This window comes from Bradyrhizobium sp. SYSU BS000235 (genome assembly GCF_049747295.1).
Lineage (GTDB): Bacteria > Pseudomonadota > Alphaproteobacteria > Rhizobiales > Xanthobacteraceae > Afipia.
Genome location: NZ_JBMHJM010000001.1, coordinates 4,185,500 through 4,207,314, shown reverse-complemented (window position 1 = coordinate 4,207,314; position 21,815 = coordinate 4,185,500). Strand labels below are relative to the sequence as shown.

General features: G+C 61.5%; 14 protein-coding genes and 1 pseudogene. 8 read left to right on the top strand and 7 right to left on the bottom strand.

All coding sequences use genetic code 11. The annotated features are described in order from the left end of the window. Positions 1 to 35: 35 nt before the first annotated feature. Complete coding sequence (locus tag ACP0KA_RS19620) at positions 36 to 218, bottom strand: hypothetical protein (RefSeq protein WP_424630400.1); 183 nt, start codon at positions 216 to 218, stop codon at positions 36 to 38. A 318-nt stretch (positions 219 to 536) separates the two neighbouring features. Between ACP0KA_RS19620 and ACP0KA_RS19615 the strand changes: the two genes are divergently transcribed. Further along, positions 537 to 710, top strand: coding sequence for a DUF2798 domain-containing protein (locus ACP0KA_RS19615; protein WP_424630399.1), 174 nt, complete (start codon positions 537 to 539; stop codon positions 708 to 710). A 39-nt stretch (positions 711 to 749) separates the two neighbouring features. On the opposite strand, the gene ACP0KA_RS19610 is transcribed toward ACP0KA_RS19615, so the two are convergent. Next, entirely contained in the window at positions 750 to 1,265 is a 516-nt protein-coding gene (locus ACP0KA_RS19610; RefSeq protein WP_424630398.1) for a cupin domain-containing protein, read from the bottom strand. A gap of 410 nt (positions 1,266 to 1,675) precedes the next feature. Here ACP0KA_RS19610 and ACP0KA_RS19605 point away from each other — a divergent pair, with 410 nt between their 5' ends. The 4 genes from ACP0KA_RS19605 to ACP0KA_RS19590 all read left to right on the top strand — a co-directional run bounded on the left by ACP0KA_RS19605 (position 1,676) and on the right by ACP0KA_RS19590 (position 7,757). Continuing rightward, positions 1,676 to 3,547, top strand: a complete 1,872-nt coding sequence (locus ACP0KA_RS19605) for a peroxidase family protein (RefSeq protein ID WP_424630397.1) — start codon at positions 1,676 to 1,678, stop codon at positions 3,545 to 3,547. A gap of 548 nt (positions 3,548 to 4,095) precedes the next feature. Next, entirely contained in the window at positions 4,096 to 4,968 is an 873-nt protein-coding gene (locus ACP0KA_RS19600) for a class I SAM-dependent methyltransferase (RefSeq protein WP_424630396.1), read from the top strand. A 101-nt stretch (positions 4,969 to 5,069) separates the two neighbouring features. Then, positions 5,070 to 6,470, top strand: coding sequence for an aldehyde dehydrogenase family protein (locus ACP0KA_RS19595; RefSeq protein ID WP_424630395.1), 1,401 nt, complete (start codon positions 5,070 to 5,072; stop codon positions 6,468 to 6,470). 207 nt (positions 6,471 to 6,677) lie between these two features. Beyond that, complete coding sequence (locus ACP0KA_RS19590) at positions 6,678 to 7,757, top strand: cytochrome P450 (RefSeq protein ID WP_424630394.1); 1,080 nt, start codon at positions 6,678 to 6,680, stop codon at positions 7,755 to 7,757. 135 nt (positions 7,758 to 7,892) lie between these two features. Here ACP0KA_RS19590 and ACP0KA_RS19585 read toward each other — a convergent pair whose 3' ends face one another. Both ACP0KA_RS19585 and ACP0KA_RS19580 read right to left on the bottom strand, forming a co-directional pair. Then, on the bottom strand, positions 7,893 to 8,339 hold the full coding sequence (locus tag ACP0KA_RS19585; protein ID WP_424631663.1) for a helix-turn-helix transcriptional regulator: 447 nt from the start codon (positions 8,337 to 8,339) through the stop codon (positions 7,893 to 7,895). Positions 8,340 to 8,399: 60 nt separating this feature from the next. Continuing rightward, positions 8,400 to 8,813, bottom strand: a pseudogene (locus ACP0KA_RS19580) (hypothetical protein); the annotation flags it as partial. A 416-nt stretch (positions 8,814 to 9,229) separates the two neighbouring features. On the opposite strand from ACP0KA_RS19580, the gene ACP0KA_RS19575 reads away from it, so the two are divergent. The 3 genes from ACP0KA_RS19575 (at position 9,230) to ACP0KA_RS19565 (ending at position 11,346) form a co-directional block, all read left to right on the top strand. Continuing rightward, the gene (locus tag ACP0KA_RS19575; protein ID WP_424630393.1) at positions 9,230 to 9,556 is read left to right on the top strand and encodes a hypothetical protein; all 327 of its coding nucleotides are present in this window, start codon (positions 9,230 to 9,232) and stop codon (positions 9,554 to 9,556) included. Between the two features lie 242 nt (positions 9,557 to 9,798). Next, positions 9,799 to 10,329 (top strand): PaaI family thioesterase, encoded by a 531-nt coding sequence (locus ACP0KA_RS19570; protein ID WP_424630392.1) that lies wholly within the window; start codon positions 9,799 to 9,801, stop codon positions 10,327 to 10,329. A gap of 156 nt (positions 10,330 to 10,485) precedes the next feature. Next, on the top strand, positions 10,486 to 11,346 hold the full coding sequence (locus ACP0KA_RS19565; RefSeq protein ID WP_424630391.1) for an SDR family oxidoreductase: 861 nt from the start codon (positions 10,486 to 10,488) through the stop codon (positions 11,344 to 11,346). Positions 11,347 to 11,416: 70 nt separating this feature from the next. On the opposite strand, the gene ACP0KA_RS19560 is transcribed toward ACP0KA_RS19565, so the two are convergent. The 3 genes from ACP0KA_RS19560 to ACP0KA_RS19550 form a co-directional block, all read right to left on the bottom strand. Further along, complete coding sequence (locus ACP0KA_RS19560; protein ID WP_424630390.1) at positions 11,417 to 11,818, bottom strand: DUF1330 domain-containing protein; 402 nt, start codon at positions 11,816 to 11,818, stop codon at positions 11,417 to 11,419. 221 nt (positions 11,819 to 12,039) lie between these two features. Next, positions 12,040 to 17,088, bottom strand: coding sequence for an autotransporter domain-containing protein (locus tag ACP0KA_RS19555; protein WP_424630389.1), 5,049 nt, complete (start codon positions 17,086 to 17,088; stop codon positions 12,040 to 12,042). Positions 17,089 to 17,105: 17 nt separating this feature from the next. Then, positions 17,106 to 21,539 carry an autotransporter domain-containing protein gene (locus tag ACP0KA_RS19550; protein ID WP_424630388.1) on the bottom strand — a complete coding sequence of 1,478 codons (4,434 nt, stop codon included), beginning with the start codon at positions 21,537 to 21,539 and terminating at the stop codon, positions 17,106 to 17,108. Positions 21,540 to 21,815: the final 276 nt, after the last annotated feature.

Here is a 21,815-nt window from a genome sequence, read left to right as displayed (position 1 = left end):
CCAAAAGGGCCCGCGACGGCCGGTAATGGCGCCCTCTACTTCGCGCCTTCCTTGTCCTTCTTCTTGTCTTTCTTCTTCTTTTCTTTCAACACATCGGCCTGCGCGCGGAAGGCCGCAGCCAGGCTCGACATGTCCTGCGCGTATTCATCATCGACGCTGAAGCTCCCCAAGCGCTCCGCGCGGTCGGCCTGCTTTTTCAGTTGCTTGGTTTCCTTCATGGGCGCGATTCCAGCCTTGAGACGAATCCCGACGGAATAACGCGGCAACATGAAAGCTGGACGAAGGTTCCAAGAAATGTAGCAGCCATCTTCGCGATTCACGCGCAGGGCGCAGGAATACTCCCCATACGCTCGCAGCACGCAACCGGAATAAGTCTTATGCCGCGCAGCCGCTTTCCCGCGGTCCGTCCGAGGAAATAGGTTGCAATTGCCCGAAGTTTTGCACGCAACGGCGGAGCAAATCGCTCGCAGTCAAGGTCGCTCACAATCAAGCACGCTCTGCCGCCGCGCTCACGCTTCTTCGCCGAAAGATCCTTGATGTTAGGAATTCCCCGCAGCTATGCCCACTTTATCTTCGACATCATTCAATCCGGGCTGACCTCCTGCATCGCGGCAGCGATCGCGTGCTATCCGTTTCTCGCCAGCGGCAGCTTCCTCCGCCACTGGCTGTCGGCGTGGCTGATCTCATGGGTCATGATGCTGCCGGGGTGATCTTCGCGGCGCCGCTGATCCGGGCGTGCGCTATCGCGCTCACACGCGAGGAAACATCCCCGGCTTCCGGCGAGGCTTGAAGTAAGTATTCAGATCGGCATGCATCGCCCGGCCGATGATGCGCGTGCCGTAGAGACCCGCAAAGGATTCCACGTCCTCGACCTTCTTCTCGGCGACCGCGCGAAACATGCCTTCGATGCGTCCGGGGGTGAAGATCGCCATAAAGCGGACGACGGAGTCGGTGAGATTGCACCAGGCATGAGGCACGCCCTTGCCGACGGTCACGGAGCTGCCGGCCGGGAAATCCTGCGTCTCGCCCCCGACCGCGATTTGAAGCGTGCCGTCAATGACGATGAAGTGCTCTTCTTCGTTGATATGGGCGTGGAGCGGCACGCCCATACGCGGATCGGCTTCGACTTCAAGCACCAGATAGGCGCCGCCGGTATCCGTGCTTGACGTCTGGATTTTGAACCGCTCGCCCGGCGTGGTTTCGAGCCATCCGCTCTCCGGGCCCGCGTTTTCGGTGCCTGCGATTTCCGTGGTTGATAGAATCATCCTGTCGCCCCTTTGAGATCTGCCTCGCATTCGGCCGGTGGCCGCTACAAAATGAGACATTGAACAGGCCGCGCTACCGCGCGATTTCACCCCGCAAAAAAACGGCTACCGCTGTAGCGGGACGTCAAACACGTGACGCAAACAAGGCCGCGCACGCATGACGCGTGAAGAGATTTGTCCTCTCGTATTCGCAGACGAAGAAAAACAATTCTGAAATGCGCTGGTGCTCCTGACGGAACAACCATCGCTGCATGGCTCGGATTTGATTTTGGAACGCGCCGCCGAAAAGCTCGCGTGATGTCACTCAACTATCACGCAATGATCACAATGAATCTTGAAACGGCCATTTACGCGGCCGTGGATGAATATGGGCTGGGCCAAGAAACAAACCTCTGAGGGAGGGGTAAGCAATGGCAATCCAGTTCCGCAACATCGACGGCTCCAACAGTCATCCCACCGATCCCGACATGAACCAGGCCAACACCGACTTCACCCGGGTTGGTCCTGCAAATTACGCTGACGGCTATTATGAAATGACGGAGGGGCCGAATCCGCGCGAGATCAGCAACATCGTTGTGGCGCAACCAGCCGATGGACCACATCTGGTCGATGATCACGGCATTGCGCTCTCAGGCATGATGTATGCGTGGGGCCAGTTCATCGATCACGATCTGGATCTGCAAAAGACCAGCGCCGACATCGATATGTCCATCACCGTGCCGGCTGACGATCAATTTCTGGAGCCCGGCAGCACCATTCCGCTGACGCGGGTCGCCATCGATCCTGCGACCGGTGTTGCTGGACATCCGGCAGCGGCGATCAACACCGTCACAGGCTGGTTCGACGGATCACAGATCTACGGCTCCGATGCCGCCACTGCGGCCAGCCTGCGCACAGCCGACGGCCACATGAAAGTGTCGGCAGGAAACAATCTGCCCATCGTCAACACCGATCAAGGCCCGGCCTTTTTGGCTGGTGATGTACGCGCGCAGGAAAACCCGGACCTCACTGCCCTGCAGGTGCTGTTCGTGCGCGAGCATAATTACCAGGTCGACCAACTGCACAAGGAGCATCCGAACTGGAGCGGCGACAGGCTGTACGAGACGGCCAAAGCCATCACCACTGCCGAGATGGTGAACATCACTTACAACGAATACCTGCCGCATCTGTTGGGCAAAAACGCCATCGGCCCCTACCATGGCTACGATCCCAATGCAGACGCGCGGATCAGCGAAGAATTTGCCGGTGCGGCCTTTCGCTTTGGTCATTCGATCGTTTCAGATGAAATCAGTGCAACCAGCAATATCGGTGCTTTCACCTCCGAGCAGACACTGGCGGAATCGTTCTTTGAGAGTCCGTCGACTTTCGCGGCAACAGGTGCGGATGGTTTGCTCCGGCATCTCGGCGGAGATATTGCCAACCAACTGGACGCGCACATCATTGATGGCCTGCGCAACTTCCTCGTCGATCCGCCGGACGGTATCGATCTCGCCGCCATCAATATTCAGCGCGGGCACGATATGGGGTTGGGCACCCTGAACCAGACCCGCGAGGCGCTGGGACTGAAGCCCTACACCAGCTTCGATCAGATCACCTCCGATCCGAAGGCCGCCGCAGCACTTGAGAAGGCTTACGGCGGCAATGTCGACGCCGTTGATCTGTGGACCGGCGGATTGTCGGAAAATCATGCGAAGGGAGCCGTCGTTGGCTCCACCTTCGCCAAGATCATCGGCGATCAGTTCACGGCGCTGCGCGACGGCGACAAGTACTATTTCGAAAATCAAGGGCTCGACAAAGATACGCTCAAGGAGATCAAGCACACCACCCTCTCCGACCTGATCCTGCGCGACACCGACACCACGGCCATGCAGAAGGATGCGTTCGTCGCCACCGAGCGGCACAGCGGCACGTTGGCCGGAATAGATCCGAAGGGACAGGAGGCGGCCGAGGGCATGGCGCAGCTTGTGGTCGGGTCACCGGGCAAGGACACGCTGACCGGTGGCAAGCTCGACGACACGCTGGTGGCAGCGTCCGGCAAGATGACCATGACCGGAGGCCGAGGCGCAGATACCTTTGTATTCAACGCCGACAGCCTCAAGGGCCACAACAGCGCGACCATCACGGATTACAATCCGCGCGTGGACAAGCTGCAGATCCTGACCGACGCGCACGTCGAGGTGTCGTCCGATCACCACGGCGGAACGCTCCTTCATGTTGGCAACGACACCATCGACCTGCTCGGCGTGAAGCCGAACGACTTGCATAATCGCGACTGGGTGTAAGCTTAAATAGTGCATCGCCTGACCTGAGCGTCGTCACGATCACGCACTCAGTCAGGCGTCGCAAACTGCCGGTCAAGTCGCTTCGTAGAGGGCCTTTCTACGTTCCCAATGTCGCCGCGGACTCGTGCGCTTCCATCACCGGTGGCGCCAGCACCAACGGCGCCCGGCGTGGTGCCGAGACGCTGGCGGAATCTGCGCGCAAAATACGTGTAATCGCGAACCAAATCACGCCTCCGAGATGGTGCTAGCGCCACCGCGCGCCACGCAGTGCGCGCTGGTACGCACGACTGGGCGCGATCGTCTCACGACATCCGAGGTCACAGCCGGCTAATGTGGCGGTTCTGAAGTCCGCATCATTCGTGCGCGAGTCCGGAATGCGGACTTCAGAACCAAAGCCACACTAGAATGATAATTTTCTAGAGTCCTTCGATTCCGAAGTTCGCAGAGACGAACGAGCGGCGGAATGATGCGAACTTCGGAATCGGGACTCTAGATTCCGACCTTGGCAGTCACGCGTCGCAGAGATCAGAGCAGAAGTGGAGATTGTAATGACGCCAACGGGAAAACAGGCTCTTATGACGGAAACAAGCAGAGGTATTGGCGCGGCAGTTCCTTACGTTTTCGGTCATTCCGATTCCGAACTTCACCGTTTGATGCGTCAGGCGGCAGTGCTTACGCCAATCACACGGCGCTTGCTTAGCGACGCGGGCCTGGCGCGCGATATGCGCGTGTTAGATGTCGGCTGCGGTACCGGCGATGTGTCGATGCTCGTCGCCGACATGGTCGGCTCGGGTGGCGCGGTGGTAGCCATCGATCGCAGCAAAGATGCTCTTGCAGTTGCGCGCAAACGCGCGCAGGCGGCCGGCCATGACAACATTGAATTCCGCGAAGGAAGTGCCGAGGCATTCACCACTGGGGTCCCATTCGATTTCGCCATCGGCCGCTATGTGCTCGTCCACCAGCCCGATCCTGTTTCCTTCATCCGCGCTATCGCTAAAAATGTTCGTCCTGGCGGCGTGGTGGCGTTTCACGAGCCTGGCTTGTACGATACACGCAATCAGACGGTGCCACCAATTGTGCTGTGGTCTCAGGCATTCGATTGGATATATGCGGCCTTCCACTCAGTCATAACGCACCCGGATGCGGGCGCTAGAATGGTAGGGCACTTCCACGAGGCCGGTCTAAAGCGGACACCAACACTATTCTGCGAGATACCCATCGGCGGAGGCACTCAGTCTCCTCTTATCGGCTGGGTCGTCCATACCCTACGCAGTCTTATTCCGCAGCTTGAGAAAATCGGCGTCGCGACAGCCCAAGAAATCGACATTGACACTTTAGAAGATCGTCTGCGCGCAGCCGCCGTCGGCTCTCACACTCAACTCATGACTCTGACACAATTCTGCGGATGGGCCCGATTGTAGCGACATGTGGGAATCATAGGCGACCCACAACAAGAATCCATCCATCGATTCTCTCGCCGAAACGTCAATCGGCGCGAACTATTGTTACAGGAGCAACTGAAATGAACGTGAGATACGTCCTTGCAGCGGACTTCGAAACGTCTCGTTTTTATCAGCAGAAAGACTATTTCGATAGCAACATCACCAAGTCTTTCGAATGGCGAATTGAGCAGTTAAATCGGCTCACCAGGATGCTGTCCGAAAACACGAACGAGTTCTCCGAAGCCCTAAGCAGCGACTTCAAAACGGCTTTGTCGGAAAAAGTGTTCGAGGTTGCCGCCTTATTGGGATTGATCGAAGCGACAAAGGGTAACCTCAAGGCCTGGATGGAGCCCACAGAGGTGGCCATTCCGAAGTTTCTTCGGGCATCAGGTCACAGGGGCGTCGTCTACCGCGAGCCTTATGGCGTCACCCTGATCATGGGGCCGTTCAACGCTCCGTTGCTCTCGCTGCTGCGTCCCACTATCACGGCACTCGCGGCTGGCAATCCTTGCGTCCTTAAGGTGCCGGAGGCGCCCGCGACTGCGCAGTTGCTTCTCAATTTGATCCCGCGATACTTTGAACCCCACGCCGTGACGGCGTTTGCCGCTGATCCGGAGCAGATCGCGCGCCTTCTGAAGCTCCCTTTTGATTTCATCTTCTTTACGGGCAGCGCTCGGGTTGGACGCATCATCATGCGTGCCGCTGCGGAGCATCTGACTCCCGTGCTCCTGGAACTCGGCGGCCAGAATCCCGCGCTTGTCGACCAAACGGCGAATCTTAGGGACGCTGCCAAGAAGATCATGTGGGGAGCAACGGCATGGGGTGGTCAATGGTGCACATCGCCCGGATATGCGTACGTGCACGAGTCCGTTGCCGAGGAATTCGTTGCGGAGTGCAAACGGGCAGTCATTGAACTTTACGGCAACGATCCCGGCAGCAATCCGAATTATTCGCGGATCATAGATGCACGGGCCGTTAAGCGGCTCGCCACTCTTATAAACCCTGACCAAGTCGTATTTGGCGGCCGCTATGACGAGGAGAAACGTTACTTCGATCCGACAATCCTCTATCCGGTGTCGTGGTCAGACAAGGTTATGCAAGAGGAAATATTTGGGCCAATTCTTCCGATCCTGACCTACTCCACGATGACCGAGGCAATCCAGCACATCAAGCGTAGACCCCGGCCGCTCGCCGGCTTTGTGTTCAGTCAAGATAGCGACGTCATTGACTCGTTCATCGCGAACCTCTCGTTCGGCGGCGGCGCAGTCAATCAAACCAACGTCCATGTTTTTATCGACACCATGCCGTTTGGAGGCATCGGTGAATCCGGTCTGGGTTGCGCCAACGGCAAGCACGGATTCGACAGTCTGACTCACGCCAAATCCATCCTCCTCTCGCCTACGGACGTTGCGATTGATCATCTCTACCCGCCGTACACGATCGAGAAGGTCCAGGCACTAGGCCAGTGGCTCGACTATTGAGCCGAAATTGTCGGTCGATCCAAAGAATTTCAGCGAAATGCAAAAAGAAAAACCGCAATGAGCCAGGACAAATCGCCCCGCGCGGCTCTCGTTGTTGAAGACCTGCCGGTTCTTAAAGTGGCAGACCTTGATGCGGATCCGCACGGCATGTTTCGCAGATATCGCGCCGCCTATCCCATTGTCCGACATGAAATGGGAGGTTACATCGTGCTCCATCATGCCGACATTGAGCGGCTTGGCAATGATCCTCGTACCGCGGCAATGGAAACGATGTACCCGGCAATGTACGGTGTCACAGAAGGAGCGCTCTTTGATTTCTTCGAGCAGGGAATGCTCACCGCGAACGGCGCTGTTCACCGTCGCCGGCGCTCGCCGTTCTCCAAAAGCTTTGCGGTCCGAACGATGGCCGATCTGCGGCCGCAGATACGACGGTCATCGGAGGAGTTGATCGAGAGCTGGTACGCCGATGGTCAGGTCGAATTTGCCGGTCAGTTCGCAGCTCAACTTCCGGCCCGCGTCACTGGCGATCTTCTAGGCCTGCCGCGAGCCGACATCCCATCCTTTACAAAACTTGTCTATGGGGTGACCCGGTTCCTAAGCGGCAGCATAACGCCGGACGCTATTCGTGAAGCAGAGGCGGCGTGCCAGCAGTTGCGCGATTACGTGGAAAAGACGCTCGAAGACAGGCGTCGCACCCCTCGTGAAGATTTCCTTTCGGATTTCCTGGCGAAGGTGGACGCAGCCGGCGAGTTGTCACCTCTCGAGATCATATTCCAGCTCGTGCAGTTGATCGTCGGCGGTACCGACACAACTCGTGTCGCCATCGTGGTGCAACTGGCGCTTCTGCTCCGGCACAGGGAGCAATGGGACGCGGTGTGTCGCGATCCTTCGCTCATTCCAGGTGCGGTTGCGGAAGCGATACGCTTCGAGCCGAGCGTGGCATCGTTCGCCAGGGTTACGACTGAAGAGATCGAGGTCGGCGGCGCTGTTGTTCCGGCCGGGCAATTGTTCTCTTTTTCAACCATGTCGGGCTTACGTGACGAAGAGGCCTATGAACGACCCGACGTGTTCAACATTCGTCGAACCGACCAACCGCGGCTGCTCCCCGCCTTTGGTGCCGGTGCCCATCGTTGCATCGGCGAAGCGCTGGCGCGTATCGAACTTGAGGAGAGCCTGGCGGCGCTCACGGCCCGCATCCCGCACCTCCAATTAGATCAAACGCCGGAGATCAAGGGGCACGGCGGCATCCGCCGCGTCGATACCATGCGGTTATCCTGGCAGCCCTGAACCTCAAACGAAGCTCCGGTCGGCACCAGCTAAAACGAAGACAAGGAGCCCTTTAAAGAGCAGCTGTTTGGGCGAGCAGCACAACGGATCGGCTGATGGGCCAGAATCTGGGCATCAGTCGCTTCGTAAACCCTTTCAACTTTGCCCAATGTCGGCGCGGACTCGTGCGTTGTCTTTACCGGGGTCGTCTGCCCCGACGGCGCCCGGCGTCGTGCCGAAGCGCTGGCGGAATCTGCGCGCAAAATACGTGTAATCACGAAAGCCGCAGGCATAGGCAATATCGCTGAGAGGCTGACCAGTCTTCATCAACGCGCGGCGTTCGATCAGATGTGCCGCGTGATCCAGACGGAGCGAAGATATGTAGTCACCACATGTCGACCCGCGGATAGTGAACAGTTTCTGCAAATAGCGCAGCGAAATTCCCATCTCGGCAGCAACTTCGCACGGAGAGATGTCCGGATCGGCAAAGCGGTCCTTGATGATGGAACAGACGCGCACGAACAGCTTGTCGGTGTGGCGTGAGCAAAGCGGTGCGGGCGGTGCAAACAGTGCGCCGAGGAGGTCATAGACCGCCAGACGCATAAATTCATCAGCCGATGCGCACGCGGGCTCCGCATTGCTGACGGGGTCAAGAGCGAGTTGACAGAGCAGACGTGCTGCTTGCGCCTGCCGACGACCGCATGCGCCACCCTGCGGCTCGGATCCGAGATGCGACACCAAATTCCGGCGCGGCACTTGCAAACCAAGCCATTGCGCGCGGCCTTGTGCCGGCGAGATGAATGTCACGGGTTTTGTGGAATCGAGCAGGACGACATCGCCAGCGGCGACGTTTATGGCCTGGCCGTCGTGAATGATTGTCGATTCACCCGCATCCTGGACTGTGACATAATAGTGATCCATGTTATCGCGGCGAATATCCTGTTTCGTCCGGTCAAGGCGGGTCGCACTGCAAGTGAGATCCACTGCAGCGAATCCGAAGACGCGCCGCGTGCGCACCTTGCTGGCGAAGATGTTGGTTGCGCGATCGGGGGTAAACCATCCCCAATCATCGCGCATTGCAGCTCGGAAACCGTCATAGTCCAATTCTGGAGCGCTGAGAAAATCGTCGTTCGGGTGCATCATCGCCTCTATGGGGAAATAATCCTGCAAGCCAGACGCTTTGTGACGACCTGCGCCGAAGCTACAGGCAAGCGTTGATGAACCTAGCGCGGCCCGGAGGGAGGTCCCGCTCAACTCTGCGTCACGCCAAATCACACGGCCGAGACCCTGTCAGCGCTACGGCACGCCCCGGCAGTGCGTGCTGGTCCGCACGATTGGGCGCGTTCACCTCACGACACCTGAGGTCATAGCCACCTAAATTCCAATCTTGACAGTCACGCGTTGCAGCGACCGGAGACGCCCGGCCATCCGTCGCAGTGCTCTTCAACCTCTATGATTTATAGGTTTCAAGTCGCAACCCGAAGGAGACCGCTATGTCGATCCGTAGCATGCTTATTGCCGCAGCATTCGCCCTTGCATCTCTTCAAGCCACCCACGCAGATGGCGTGCATCCCATCAACGGCGTGGACATCGATCTCGGCGACGTGTCCGGTGTCGCCTACTACACCGTCGAGCGCGACGGATTCCACGTCGTCGCGACCCTTGCACAGGGCAAGGAGGGAACGCCGATCCGTGTCGTGTCTGTTCTTGCACCGGGTCAAAGTGTGGCTTTCTCAACAGCGCATCAGGCAGGTGCGCTCGAAATCAGCCGGAACGGCGACAGCGTGCTCGTCCGCAAGGTGAAATCGGTCTCGAACTAATGTCCAGTCAATTGGCGCCTTCTCACCGACGAGGCGGCGATGATTATCCGTCGCGGAGGCTTCGCTCGTTCCAAGCCGATCGGAACCAAACCCCAGCGAAAAGGACGAGTCCCATGAGCAAGGACGAGACGCATTGCGCGCTAGTATGGACGATTGGGCGCGCTCACCTCACGACACTGCGCGTCCCAGCCGTCTAGATTCCGATCTTGGCGATCACGCATTGACGAGAATTGGAGAGAACAATGATTGCAGAAGTTGAGAATACAATGACGCTAACGGGAAACCAGGCTCCTGCGACCGAGCAGACAACGCAAAACGAGTCCGATCCCGCCTTGGGAGTTAGGCGGCAAATGACTGTTCCACTTCATTGTTTGCCGGTGACAGATGCCACCGTTCTCGAGTTGTACGAATATGTTATGGCGCCTTGGGTGAAAATGCTCGGCCTTCGTGAGTTCAAGGTCCACTCGGGCATCGTGTCCGCGATGCTTCCGCAAAGTGATGCGCTCAAATTTTCAAGCGGTGCGGTATGTGGTCAGGCAATCATGGCAGCCATTGACTCGATTGCATCACTGTCTGTGGGCACCACGGGGCGCATCACGAAAGGCACCGTGTATCAGCACACTCACTTCCTGCGTCCAGCCGTCAACGATGACTATTATGTAAGAGCAGAAGTATTGCGCTTTGGCAAAACATCGGCCTTCACCGAGACCCGCGTTTCGTTTGCGTCTACGGGAAAGCTGGTTGCACACGCCAGCCTGGAATTCGCCTTCTGACTCGCGTCCAAGGCTTCATCGCCCCAACCCGCGCTCCCGACGTCTGTTCAGTCTCGCTCTCGGACATCCCGGTCGCGGTAACCCGCCTGTTCCTGACCAGCCATACCGGCTGATCGTCTCGCATTGACCCGCACCCCTCATCACCGGAGGCAAACGATGACCAGGACTGTTCTCATCACCGGCACATCGAGCGGCTTAGGTCGCGAAACCGCGGAAAGGCTGGCGCGCGACGGCTATCGCGTGTTCGCTACGATGCGCGACGTCGCCAGCCGCAATCGCAGCCACGCCGACGCGCTGCGGAGCCGGAAAATAAGCGTCGTGGAACTCGACGTGACCGATGACGGCTCGATCGATCGCGCCATTGCTTTGATCCTCGCCGAGGCCCGCAAGATCGACGTGCTGGTGAACAACGCCGGCATGGCGTCGGTGGGCGTAACCGAAGCCTTCACGGCCGATCAGACGAAGGCGATCTTCGACACCAATGTCATCGGGCTCCTCCGCGTGACGCGGGCCGTGCTGCCTTCGATGCGTCGGGAGCGCGATGGCCTCATTATCAACATGGGCTCGGTCCTCGGTCGGGTGACGTTCCCCTTCGTCGGCATCTACTGCGCGAGCAAGATGGCGATCGAAGCTTTGACCGACAGCCTTCGGCTGGAAGTCTCTCAACTCGGCATAGACGTGGTGGAAGTTCAGCCAGGCGCTTACCCGACATCCCTGTACTCGAGTATCCAGAGGCCTGCCGACGACGACATCACGAAGTCCTACGGCGAGCTCGGCCAGATTCCCGACGCCATTCACAAGACCTACACGACAATGTTGCAGGGTGAGGACGCTCCGAAGCTTCACGAGGTTGCCGAGGCCGTCGCCAAGCTCATCGGCCAGGCGAAGGGCAGTCGCGCCGTTCGGACGGTGGTGGGCATGTCGTTCGGTGCCGACAGGATCAATGCCGAGGTCGCGCCCATCCAGAAGGCCCTCGTCGACGGTCTGGGCCTCGGGCATCTCGAAGAACTTGCGTGATGGAGCGTTCCGGGTCGGCGCATGCCGTCGACCCGTCCTCACGCAGCAACGCGCCGCTGCTTTCACACCTTCATTGTGGCGCGGCGCCCTCGATTGCAAAGGTGTGATACGTGGCAAATTTTTCGCCGATCGACCGGACTTGAACGTAGGCCGGGTCGTTTCGCCAAGCCAGCAGCGCCTCCATGCTCGGGTAGACATAGATGACCACGCGCTTGGGAGCACTTCCGTCGACGGCAACGACCTTCGCCCCCGTTGCGCCTGCACCCGCAGCAGCGACCAGCTTTCCTCCGTGCGATTTGATGATCTCCCTGGCCTTTGGAAGATATTCCTTGGCGTAGCCATCAGGATCGCTGACGTCGATTTGACCGATCAAATAAGCGGGCGGCTTCGCCTGGCTATGCACAGTTTCGCTAGCGACCGCACCCAAGGCAATTCCCGTCAACAAGGCAAGACCGATCATGCGAGCTTTCATGGTACGCCTCCTGGTTTGCAGACAAGACGGATTTTCGACTTCTCCTCAGCCGGCAAAACGGCACGCGTGGTGACGACCGGTGCGCGTGACGAACCGGCTGCGGTTCCCCCTCAACAGGGAGCCGCATTGTTTGTTCCTGTACGCCGTTTGGGTGATCTAAAACGCCTTCATCACGCCAAGGCGTGAGACGGCATCATCACTGGTACAGAGCATCTTGCCCCCTACCACCCGTAGCGCAGCGTGGTTTTGCCGGCGTAGGTTTGCGTGGTGTTGGAGAACTCGCCCTCGAAGCTTCCGCCGAGCGAGAAGCCGTTCAGCCATTTCATCTCGGCGCCGGCTGTCACGAGGGCGGAGTCGGCGGCAGGCTTGGCGCCGTTCACCGTGAAGCTCGCGCCGGGCAACGACTGGAATGTTGCCGTCACCGGACGATCGGTGTTGGAGTCGTGCGCCCAGGCGAGACGTCCGCTGAGCGTGAACAGGCCATTCTCCCGCAGGAACAGCTTGTCCGCGCGCGTGCCGAGTTCGGTGCGGACGTTCATGGTTGTCTGCGCATTGTAGGCGAGCGCGAACTGATCGCTGCCTGACGTTGCGCGCTCGCGATAGCCCGGCAGGTCGAAGCTCGAGACCTGCACCGCTGCATAAGGTGTTGCGCCGAACGCCGGCCATGGCGCGAAGCGATAGCCACTCTCGACGCGTCCGGTGAACGTGTTTGCCTTGAAGTTGGCTTGCAGTTTATCAGAGCCCGACACCGTGACGGTGCGATCCGTGGTGACATCCTGCAAACCGTAGGCGAACGTGCCCGAGATATACGCCGCACCCATGGCATGACGGCCATAGATACCGGCCTGGAATAGATCGGCGCGGCCGCTGCCGAGGCCATCGGATACAGCGAAGTTGAAGCCTGCACCGCCGAGCGCGAAGCCGACAATTGTATCCGGCGAGAAACGATAGTCGGCGCCCGCGACAGATCCATAGATCCGGCTGGTGGTGCTGCTCGAACCGCTCGCAGAATTGCCGCTGATCGTGCTCGATCCGCCATAGGCGGAGGCCCACACGCCCCAGCGCTCATTCAGCGATGCAGGCGCAGTCGGCGGCATCACCGCGGCGTAGGCTGCACGCATCTTGGCATCGGGCGAATTGGCCGCAGCATAGCCCAACGCCTCGCTGGCGAAGGACATCACGCCGCCTTGCCCACTCCCCGCACTGCCGGAGAACGGATTGATCATGGTCACGAACTGCTGCATGGCGCTGAACGAGCCCTGCGTGGTGGTGGCGCCGGGCTGGCCGGACACTTGGTTCAGTGCATTGGCCAGCTTCGCACCGCTCATGTTCAGCAGCGCATCGAAACCGGCCGGCGGCGTGAAACCACTCTCGACTGCTTTGTTGATGGCACCGGCAACATTGGTCTGATTGCCGCCCGTCCCGGCCGGCAGCGCAATCGTGCCGGGATCGAGCACAAGGAAGACATTGTTGGCATCGTAAGTCAGATGCGGGTTGCGGGCGCCGGGCGCGAACGTGTCGCCGGTGATGCCGGCGAACTGCGTTCCGCCGAAGCCGCCAGTGGCGTTGAGAATGGTGTAGGTCTGAGCACGGAAGCTGCCCGGCAATGCGACTGCCTGCACCGTCGCGCCGGTCAGGGTCGCAATGCCGAGCACATTGGTGCGATCGGCTGAGGTCGGCGACGCTTCGACCTTGTAGAAGCTGCCGGTGCTGAACACGAGACTGCCGTTGACGGTCAACGTGCCGATGGAATTACCCGGCGCGAGCGTGCCGCCGCTCATGATCGCGGTGCTGCCGACCGTGCCGCTGCCGCCAAGTGCGCCACCATCGTTCACGGTGATGCCGCTCGACAACGTCAGATCGCCGTTCACCGCCAGCGTGCCGCCGTTGACCGTGGTTGCGCCGGTATAGGTGTTGACGCCCGACAGCGTCAGCGTGCCGGTGCCGGTCTTCACCAGTGAGCCGCCGGTCCTGTTGAAGCCGTAGGCGTACGCGTTGCACGCCGTGGCGCCCGCGCCGCAGTCGCCGATCACACCACTCACCGTCGTGTTCAGGTTGTTGCCTCCGACGGTGAGTTCCCGCGCGCCCAGATAAACATCGCCCGCTCCTGCGATCGAGCCGACACTGAGCTTTCCATCACCGGCAAGGCCCGTGCTGTGCGAGAAATCAACCGTGCCGCCAGCGTTGTTGAGGATGGTGGCGTTACCTCCCGTGCTGGTTTCGAAAAACCCGAGGGTGACACCGGCATTGTTGGTGATGGTCGCGTTACCTCCCGTGCTGCTGCCGTAGAACCCGACGCGAGCGCCAGTATTGTTGGCAATCGTCGCGCTCCCCGCCGTGCTGTTGGCGTCGAACACCACGTAACCATTGTTGACAATGCTGGCGCTGCCCGCGGTGCTAGTGTCGGAGAACGCGAGGCTGCTGCCGCTACCATTGTTGGTAATCGTCGCGCTACCGGCGGTCGCGCTACCGGAGAAGCTTAGACTAGAGTTGTTGGTGATGACCGCGCTGCCGGCTGTGCTCGTGCTGTTGAAAAATATATTGCTGAAATTGGTGATCGTCGCATGGCCAGCCGTCGCGGCGTCAGCGAAGTAAAAGCTGTCGAAGTTGGTAATCCTGGCGCTGCCAGCCGAGCTTGTGTTGGCAAATACCGCACTTCCGTTCGAATTTGTGATCGTTGCGCTGCCAGCCGAACTGGAGTCGCGGAAAGTCAGACCGGTGGAAAAAAAGCCACCCATGGTGATCGTTGCGTTGCCGGCGGTGCTGCTGTCGAGAAATTCAATTGTGTTCTGGTTGTTGATGGTGGCGGCGCCGGCAGTGCTGCTGTTGTGGAAATATGTCGTTCCGTTGTTCGTGATGCTGGTGATACCGCTGGTGTCGGCGTTGACGACATCGAACGTGGTGCCGCTGCCGACGGTGATGGCGCCTAAAATAGAGCCGACGCCAGTGCTGTTGCCAAGCTGCAATGTGCCCGCGTTGATGGTGGTGCCGCCGGTGTAGGTATTGGCGCCCGACAGCGTCACCGTGCCGGTGCCGTTCTTTTCCAATGCACCACTGCCCGCGAGAATGGCATCAATGCTGCCCGCTCGAACATCGAACAGGCCCGACGACGACAGTGTCCCGTTGGTGATGCTGCCGCTTGTCAACGTCACGCCGCCGTTTTGAGTTTGCGCCGTGCCACCGAGATCGAGCGTGCCGCCCGCAACAGTGGTGGTGCTGCTGTTCGCGCCCAGCGTGCCGGCACTTGCAAGCTGCAACGTGCCGTCGTTGATCGTTGTGCCGCCGGTATAGGCATTGTCACCCGACAGCGTCACCGTGCCGGTGCCGTTCTTTTCCAGAGCACCGCTGCCCGCGAGAATGGCATCGATACTGCCCGCTCGAACATCGAACAGACCAGACGACGCCAGCACCCCGTGGGTGATGCTGCCGCTTGTCAGCGTCACGCCGCCGTTCTGAGTTTGCGTCGTGCCGCCGAGATCGAGCGTGCCGCCGGCAACGGTGGTGGCAGCGCTGATGCTGCCCAACGTGCCGGCACCCGCGATCTGCAGCGTACCCGCGTTGATCGTGGTACCGCCCGAATACGTGTTGACGCCACTCAGGATCAACGTGCCGGTGCCGGCTTTGGTCAATGCGCCTGGACTACCACCGGCATCGCTGATCACGCCGGAGAGCGTGAGCGTGTTGCCGTTGGTATCGATGGTGTTGCCCGCAGTTGCGGTGAGCAAGAAGGAGTTGCCGAAGGCGAGCCCATCGGCGCCGGCCTTGAATACGCCTCCGTCGAGCGTCACCGCGCCGGTGCCGACCGAACTGTTGTTGGTGACGACGACAGTGGTCGAGGAGACTGTCGTCCCGCCGCTGTAAAGGTTGGCCCCGGCCAGCACGAGCGTGCCTCCACCGGAAACGTTGAGACCCCATATCTCGGTGCCGGCAAGTGGCGAGGACGGCACGTAGCCGTTCGCCACCACGCCCACCTGATCGGCAATGACGTCACTGATCGTCTGCGTCTGACCGCTGCCCGGCTGGATCGCCAGCGTTCCTGCACCCTGGAGAAAAAGGCCGGACCCAAAAGCAGAGCCGTCAGGAGCTGGGGAACCACCACTAAGAACAGCAAAAATATCCGATCCGCCGGCGCCTCCGCTGACAGAGTTGCCATCAACGTTGAAGGATCCGGCGATTTTGAACGTGCCGCCATCCTGGACAAAGATTGCGCCGCCCATGCCGGCACCACCGCCACCACCTTGGCTTGAAGTCTGACTGCTGCTGCCGCCGCCGAAACCACCCGCAGCCTGGCCGCCGCTGCCGCCACCGAATCCGCCGGCGCCACCGCCGAAAGCGCCGCTGCTGCCGCCGCCGCCGCCAAACCCGCCATTTCCCGGTGCAGATGGATTTAAAAATGAGCCGTATGTCGCGCCACCGCCGCCACCAAAGCCGCCGTTACCGGCGGTATAACCGTTAGCTACCGCTCCGCCGATACCGCCGCCACCGGCAGCGCCACTCAAAGCGCCTGCGCTTGCTCCGCCGCCGCCGCCATTCGCGCCGCCAGTGCCACCGTCGGAGCTGGCCCCGCCGCCAGCGGTTCCGGTCACGATACCTGCCGCACCGGATTGACCGGGGGTGGCGCCACCGTCGGCACCAAGGCCGAGACCACCCCCACCGCCACTGGTGTTGCCGAAGCCGCCTAATCCTCCGCCGTTGCCGCCCATTCCGCCGCCGCCGGCGCCCGAGGTGAAGCCTGAGCCAGAACCAAAGCCACCCGCACCGCCGGCGGCACTGTTGCTGTTCAAGCTCACATTGCTCACCGTGACGTTGCCGCCGGCAGCGACGAACAGCGCTCCGCCCGCGCCCATGCCACCGCCAGCGCCGGTGAGAGCGCCCCCGCCATTGCCGCCGGTCGCATTCGCATTGACGATCGCGAGATCATTGATCGCAACCGTGCCCGAATAGACAAAGAAGCCGCGCTGAACGCCGCCGCCGTCGAGTTTGAAGCCGTTGCCGTTCACGGTGACGTTGCTGGTGGTGTTGAAGGCCGCCAGTGTATCGGCTGCGGCGGCGGTCAATGTGATGTTGTTCTGGAAATTGATGACGTAGCTGGTGCTCGCGTTGCTATCGGCCTGCGTGATCGCGGCTGAAAGGCTGGCGCCGTCCGTGACGTTGAGGACCACCTGCGCCTGTGCAGAGGTGCTTGCAAGCATCGAGGCCAAAACCAACGCAGTTGACGTCAGCAAAGCCACGCGCAACCGGCGGGTACTTTTGAAACGGTTCGTTGTCATTGTGATATCCCTCTTGCCTACCACGCGTAGCGCAGCGTGCTTTTTCCCGCGTAGGTTTGCGTGGTGCTGGAGAACTCGCCCTCGAAGCTTGCGCCGAGCGAGAAGCCGTTCAGCCATTTCATCTCGGCACCTGCTGTCACCAGCGCGGAATCTGCGGCAGGCTTTGCGCCGTTGACCGTGAAGGCCGAGCCGGGCAGCGATTGGAACGCCGCGGTCACCGGGCGATCGGTGTTAGAGTCATGCGCCCAGGCAAGACGTCCGCTGAGTGTGAACAGCCCGCTGTCCAGCAGAAACAGCTTGTCCGCGCGGGCACCGAGTTCGGTGCGGACATTGGTGGTGGTCTGCGCGTTATAAGAGAGTGCGAATTGGCCGCTGCCCGACGTTGCGCGCTCGCGATAGCCCGGCAGATCAAAGCTCGTGACCTGCACTGCTGCATAAGGTGTTGCCCCGAACGCAGGCCATGGCATCAGGCGATAACCGCCCTCCACGCGCCCGGTGAAGGTGTTGGCTTTGAAATTCGCCTGCAATTTGTCGGAGCCCGACACGGTGACGGTGCGGTCCGTGGTGACATCCTGCAGACCGTAAGCAAGCGTGCCGGAGATGTAAGCCGCGCCCATGGCATGCCGACCATAGACACCGGCCTGGAACAGATCCGCGCGCCCGCTGCCGAGCCCATCGGACACCGAGAAGTTGAAGCCCGCGCCGCCCAGTGCGAAGCCGACAATAGTATCCGGCGAGAAGCGATAGTCGGCGCCTGCAACGCTGCCATAGATACGGCTGGTGGTGCTGCTCGCCCCGCTCGCAGAATTGCCGCTGACCGTGCTCGATCCGCCGTAACCGGAGGCCCACACGCCCCAGCGCTCATCCAGCGATGCAGGCGCCGACGGCGGCATCACCGCGGCATAGGCCGCGCGCGTCTTGGCATCCGGCGCGTTGGCTGCAGCGTAGCCGAGGGCCTGGCCGCCAAAGGATGTCACGCCGCCTTGCCCGCTCCCCGCATTGCCGGAGAACGGATTGATCATGGTCACGAACTGCTGCATGGCGCTGAACGAGCCCTGCGTGGTGGTGGCGCCGGGCTGGCCAGAGACCTGGTTGAGCGCATTCGTCAGCTTCGCACCGCTCACGTTGAGCAGCGGGTCGAAGCCAGCCGGCGGCGTGAAGCCGCTCTCGACGGCTTTGTTGATCGCACTCGCGACACTGGACTGATTGCCGCTCGCCCCTTGCGGCAGAACAATCGCGCCGGGATCGAGATTGAGATAGACGTTGTTGAGGTCGTAAGTCAGATGCGGATTACGCGCGCCGGGCGCGAACGTGTCACCGGTGAGGCCGGCGAACTGCGTTCCGCCGAAGCCGCCGGTGGCGTTGAGGATCGTATAGCTCTGGGCACGGAAGCTGCCCGGCAGTTGCACAGCCTGCACGGTCGCACCGGTGAGCGTCGCGGTGCCAAGCACATTGGTGCGATCGGCTGAGGTTGGCGACACTTCGATCTTGTAGAAGCTGCCGGTGTTGAACGTCAGGTTGCCGTTGACGGTGATGGTGCCAACGGAGTTGCCTGGCGCCAGCGTACCACCGCTGTTGATGACAGCCGTCGGCAATTGACCATTACCACCAAGCGTGCCGCCGTTGTTGACGATCACGCCGCTTGACGACGTGATCGAACCGTTCACCGCCAGCGTGCCGCCATTGACGGTGGTGGCGCCGTTATAGGTGTTGATGCCCGACAGCGTCACGTTGCCGGCGCCGCTCTTGATCAGTGCACCGCTGCCCGCGAGACTCGCGTCGATGCTGCCTGCCTGAACGTCGAACGATCCGGACGACGACAATGTCCCGTTGGTGATACTTCCGCCCGTCAACGTCACGCCGCCGTTCTGCGTCTGCGTCGTGCCGCCGAGATCGAGCGTGCCGCCCGCGACAGTGGTGGTGGCGCTGCTGTCACCCAGCGTGCCGGCGCCTGCGAGCTGCAGCGTGCCCGCATTAATTGTGGTGCCGCCGGAATAGGTATTGATGCCGTTAAGGAGCGTCGTTCCGCTCGTGACGGTCAGGCTTGCGGTGCCCGAGATGCCGCTCATGGTGCCGCCGGTCGCGTTGATGGCGCCATCGATCGAACCGTTTTGCAGCGTGCCGCCCGCAAGGGTCATCAGGCTGACGGTCTGCGTCGTGTTGTTCAGGTCAAGCGTGCCCTCGGAAACGAGCCACGCCATGGTGGTGCCGGTCGTGTTGCTGAGCGTCCAGGTGCTGCTGCCCGACTTCGCGAGAATGCCGAAGCCTTGATATTGTCCGGCCGGACCGAGCTGAGAGAGATCGAACGTGGAGTTGGTCGCGCCGCCCAGCCGAAGCGTGTCCGCGCTGCTGAAGGCCGACACCTTTCCGGTGATGGTCGAGCCGGCCTGAAGCTCGAGCACGTTGGTGCCGCCGGTAAAAGTGATCGCGTTGGCGCGCGTGACGCCGTCGCTCGCCAGGCCGCCTGAAATCGTGCCGCTGTTGATGATGGTCAGGTCGGCGCCGCTGACGCCGACGCCGCCGGCATTGCCGGAGCCCGATGCGCCGGTCGTTCCCGTGAAGCCGCTGTTGCTGCCGAGCGTGCCGGAGAAGCCCGAGCTGCCGCCCGAGCCGGAGTTGCCAGGGGTCGACGTGCCTTGGCTGAAGGCATCGCCACCAGCACCACCCTGACCACCTGCGCCGAAGGAGCCGCCGGTGCCGGCACCGCCGCCGCCGTTGCTGTTGCCACCGGCGCCGCCGGTGCCACCCGCACCGCCGCCACCGCCGTTCCCGCCAGTCGCAGTGCCGGGTGATACGTCGTCAAAGATGGCGGCTTCGCCACCCGCGCCGCCGTCGCCGCCAGTGCCACCTGCGCCTCCGGTGCCGGCTGAGACACCGTTTCCGCCACTGCCGCCGCCGCCGCCAGTACCGCCGACACCGCCCGCGCCGCCCACAACGTTAACGCTGCCAAGAACAGCAACGCTCACACCACCCGCGCCACCAGCACCGCCGGTGCCGCCAGCGCCGCCGGCGCCACCGTTACCGGCGATACCGCCGCTGCCGCCGCCGACGCCATTGCCGCCGGTGATCGTCCCCTGATTGATCAGGACACCGCCATTGGCAAAATTGATGCCGGCGCCACCAGCGCCGCCAGTGCCGCCGTTGCCGCCGCCGCCACCATTGCCGCCGCTACCACCGATGCCGGCATTGCCACCGCTGCCGCCAGCCCCACCGCTCGCCGTGCCAAAGAGTCCCTGAGCGACCCCGCCCGCTCCGCCTGCTCCGCCGTTGCCGCCGCTGCCGCCGAAACCACCTGTTCCGCCAATGCCGCCAGCGCCGCCGACGCCTCCATTGCCTCCGGTGATGGTGCCGGAGGCTGTGTTCGTCACGGTCGCAGCATTGGTCACTTCAACGCCGGCGCCGCCCGTGCCGCCATGACCGCCGACGCCGCCTGCGCCGCCGTTTCCGGCATTACCACCATTGCCGCCATCGCCGCCGGCGCCGCCGGTGCCACCGGTGCCGCCTATGTCTCCCAGTCCGCCAGGACCGCCAGGACCGCCAACGCTGCCCGTTCCGCCGGTGCCGCCCATACCGCCCATACCGCCGACGCCGCCCGTTCCGCCGGTGCCGCCAAACACACTTGCGGAATTGATGAATCCACCATTCGTGACCGACACGCCCGCGCCACCGGTGCCGCCCGTGCTGCCAACAGAGCCAGTCCCGCCGCCCCCCCCGTTGCCGCCATTGCCGCCATTGCCGCCAGGACCGCCAGGAACGCCATAACCGACAAGGCCGCCATCGCTGCCAACACCGCCAGCGCCGCCGGTGCCGCCCGCGCCTCCCGTGCCGCCTATACCGCCGACGCCGCCCGTTCCGCCGGTGCCACCAAACACGCTCGCTGAATTGATGAATCCACCATTCGTGACGAGAACGCCCGCGCCACCGGTGCCGCCCGTGCTGCTAGCGGAGCCAATCCCGCCGACACCCCCGTTGCCGCCGACACCCCCGTTGCCACCGACACTCCCGTTGCCACCGGCGCCGCCGATGCTGGCAGGATCGCCGATGCTGCCAGCGCCACCGCTGTCTCCCTGGTCTCCACCACCGCCGCCGGCGCCACCCTGGCCATTGCCACCGACCAAAGTGACGTTCTGAATCGTCGCTGTGCTGTTGAGGGAGAATATCGGGTTGTCCCCCGGCGCATCGATGGTGTGGCCGTTGCCCTCGATGGTGATGTTCGCCGGCACGGGCGGCAGCAGTGTCGTGCCGAGCGCGATATTGTTTTGCAGCAGGATGCGGTCGCCCGCCGCAGCGTTCGCGATCGCCGCGGACAATTGCGATGCGTCGGACACCAGAATGTCGCTGGCGATCGCAGGCGTCGTCCCGATGACCGGCAATGCCAAGGCGATGACCAAAGACGTTGACGCCAGCAAAGCCGCGCGCAACCGGCGCGTGCCAAATCGATCCGTTACCATTGCTACAGTCCCCCTGCGCGCAATGAGAGTCGGCCTCTTGAGCCGCCCCAACGCACGCCCTCACGCGCGACCAAATACGCGCGCAACTGTCCCCACAGCCTCAAAGACGTGAGTCTGCGTCAGCTTCATCGCATTGGACGGAAGCAGAGTCCTGAAAGGGCTGTGGGTGACGTTCTGAAAATTTCTGAAATTTTAAATTCAACGCCATTTTCAATATGTTTTGTTGTATTTAGGCGCTCCGAGAGCCGCCTTTCAGACAACAGGCGATTCACGCTC